This is a genomic window from Aquiflexum sp. (assembly GCF_977115555.1).
The window spans coordinates 1-2,601 of the sequence record NZ_CDSBKL010000501.1 but is presented as its reverse complement, the minus strand read 5'-3'; the positions used below and the strand labels follow the sequence as shown (position 1 = coordinate 2,601).

The 2,601-nt window shown below is 42.6% G+C and carries 3 protein-coding genes; 2 read left to right on the top strand and 1 reads right to left on the bottom strand.

What is annotated here, in order from left to right; translation table 11 throughout:
• Nucleotides 1–23: 23 nt before the first annotated feature.
• On the bottom strand, nt 24–1,220 hold the full coding sequence (locus tag ACZFYI_RS18810; protein ID WP_462525657.1) for a glycosyltransferase: 1,197 nt from the start codon (nt 1,218–1,220) through the stop codon (nt 24–26).
• Nucleotides 1,221–1,256: 36 nt separating this feature from the next.
• On the opposite strand from ACZFYI_RS18810, the gene ACZFYI_RS18805 reads away from it, so the two are divergent.
• Both ACZFYI_RS18805 and ACZFYI_RS18800 read left to right on the top strand, forming a co-directional pair.
• Nucleotides 1,257–2,075 (top strand): 2,3,4,5-tetrahydropyridine-2,6-dicarboxylate N-succinyltransferase, encoded by an 819-nt coding sequence (locus tag ACZFYI_RS18805; protein ID WP_462525656.1) that lies wholly within the window; start codon nt 1,257–1,259, stop codon nt 2,073–2,075.
• A 17-nt stretch (nt 2,076–2,092) separates the two neighbouring features.
• The coding region (locus tag ACZFYI_RS18800; RefSeq protein ID WP_462525655.1) for a tetratricopeptide repeat protein at nt 2,093–2,601 on the top strand (509 nt) is incomplete at its 3' end.

Below are 2,601 nucleotides of genomic sequence, written 5' to 3'. Positions count from 1 at the left end.
AAGTGTGCACACAAAAATTTGCATTAACACACACATTGCTGAAGCTGCGGTATATTCTCAGCTGCTTTCCATGCATAAGAATGCCCTGTAAGTGCTGCTTCAGGTGTACCGGAGGGGGCTTCCTGTGGCCATACCAAGGGAGCAAACAGCGGTTCTGCTGCATCCCATCGGTTATCGTGGACAAAAAATTCCATGGCTAAAAAGTCCTCAAATTTTTCTTTGGAATGGTTCAGGTCACTGAAGTCAATACCCTTTCCCGCAGGATATCCTGAACAGATGGTCTCCCATGTTGGATTGGTTTGGAACAGGCAAGGTTTTCCCAAGGCGATGCTTTCGTATAGTTTGCTTGGGATTTTGGGACTGATACTTGGGACCTGATGGTAGGGAAGAAGGACGATATCCGTTTGCTCATAAGCATTCAGAATATCTGAATACGGAATCGGATTGTCGGAGACATGGATCTGGATTGACTTGTGGTCAGAAGCTGTCTTTTTAAGCTTTTCCCCAAATTTGGCCATCGGCACATGCCCGATGACTGTTAAACTTGCTTCGGGAAAATGGGTTTGGATGGATTTAAACCATTCGATTCCTTCTAAGATACCATAGACCTCAGTCAAAGTTCCCGAAAGGAGGAACCTGAGCTTGGTTTTAGATTGTAAATTAACCGATCGGATACCTGCTAAATCGCCATAATACTTATTTTCAAGGACTGTCTGCTTGTTGATTTTTGGGAATTCTTCCTGATATACTTTCTCCGCAAAAAAATAATGGTCAATGAAAGGCCTTGCGCAAGACTCAAGGAAGGTAACCGTTCTGATTGCCAATCCTTGTTTCCAACCAGCCATAGTTTTGTTTTGACTGAGGTTCAAAGCATAGTTTTCCTGCAAGTCATAGACCAATTTATATCCCAAAATCCATTTTCCCAAGACAGCCGCAGGCAACAACTCATAGGTGGTAATAATGACCAATTTGGGCTTGATTTGACTGATTCTTAGAAAGAACTTCCATCCAACCAGCAATCTGGAAACTCCGGTTCTTTTTCCACTATATACCGAATGGAATTTAATGTTTTTTTCATCAGATTCTTTTTTTGTAGAAAATCCTATGATGTTAATAAGGTATTTATTTGTTTCACGCATCGAAATCCCAAACCTGTAATATGACCTCGCATCTTTTAGCGGTTTAAGCACGGAGGCGATCACAATGTTGGTTTGAGGCATAGATGGATAAAATAAAGAAAGAAGGAAATCAAAAATATGGAATTATTGAAGTCAATTATCGAAAAAGCCTGGGAAAACAGGGAATTGTTAAAAGAAAAGGAAGTTGAAATTGCTATCAAAACAGTAATCTCTGAACTTGACAGTGGAGGTCTCCGTGTGGCAGAGCCTTTGGAAGATGGCTCTTGGCAGGTGAATGATTGGGTAAAAAAAGCAGTAATTCTATATTTTCCAATACAGAAAATGCATACCATCGAGGTAGGTCCTTTTGAATTCCATGATAAAATGGCATTGAAAACCAACTACGCCAAACAGGGTGTAAGGGTGGTGCCTCACGCTGTAGCAAGGTACGGTGCCTTCTTGGCAGGTGGCGTAATCATGATGCCTTCTTACGTAAATATTGGTGCCTATGTAGATAGTGGCACGATGGTTGATACATGGGCGACTGTTGGTTCTTGTGCCCAAATAGGTAAAAATGTCCACCTCAGTGGTGGTGTCGGCATTGGAGGGGTCTTAGAACCTGTTCAGGCTGCACCGGTTATCGTGGAAGACGGCGCTTTTATCGGGTCAAGAGCAATCATCGTTGAAGGAGTGAGGATAGGAAAAGAAGCCGTAATTGGGGCAGGGGTGACGCTGACAGCAAGTTCAAAGATCATTGATGTGACGGGCGCTGAACCTGTAGAATACAAAGGTTTTGTTCCTGCCAGGTCTGTAGTGATTCCGGGAACTTTGACAAAGAAATTTCCTGCAGGAGAATTTCAGGTTCCCTGTGCGTTGATCATCGGTCAAAGGAAAGCCTCCACTGATTTGAAAACCTCTCTCAACGATGCATTAAGAGAAAATAATGTAGCCGTTTAAAGATTACCATTACCAAAATGAAAGTAAAGTATTGGGTTTTTGCCTCCCTTATCGGCATGATTTTGTTGTCGTCCTGTTCAGAAAATATTTCTAAAGAAGGAGATACCTTGTTTAGCCAAGAAAAATACCAAGAGGCTATTGTGGAGTATGACGATGTCCTGAAAAACAACCCCAAGTACTTGAAAGGCCTCTACAACAGGGGAAGGGCTTATGAAGAACTAGGGGAATTTAAAAAAGCGGAGCAGGACTTCCTCGCTGCCTATGCCATAGACAGTAAAAATACCCAAGTGATGATGAGCCTTTCCAATATCTACCAAAAACAAAAAAACCATAACTCGGCCTTACTGTTTGCGGATTATGCAGTTCAGGTGCCCGGAGCTCCCGCCATGGCATTTTTCTTGAAAGGAAGGGCGCTCCATCAAATCGGCAATACAAAAGAGGCCATGAAGGAATACAGTACTGCCATCCAGATGGACAAGGATTTTGGCCAGGCTTATTATTACAGAGGGATGCTAAAATTTGCTAC

What these genes read in the sequence shown, in the direction of transcription:
- ACZFYI_RS18810 (WP_462525657.1), bottom strand. Translation starts at nt 1,220, where the DNA reads ATGCCTCAAACCAACATTGTGATCGCCTCCGTGCTTAAACCGCTAAAA.
- ACZFYI_RS18805 (WP_462525656.1), top strand. Translation starts at nt 1,257, where the DNA reads ATGGAATTATTGAAGTCAATTATCGAAAAAGCCTGGGAAAACAGGGAA.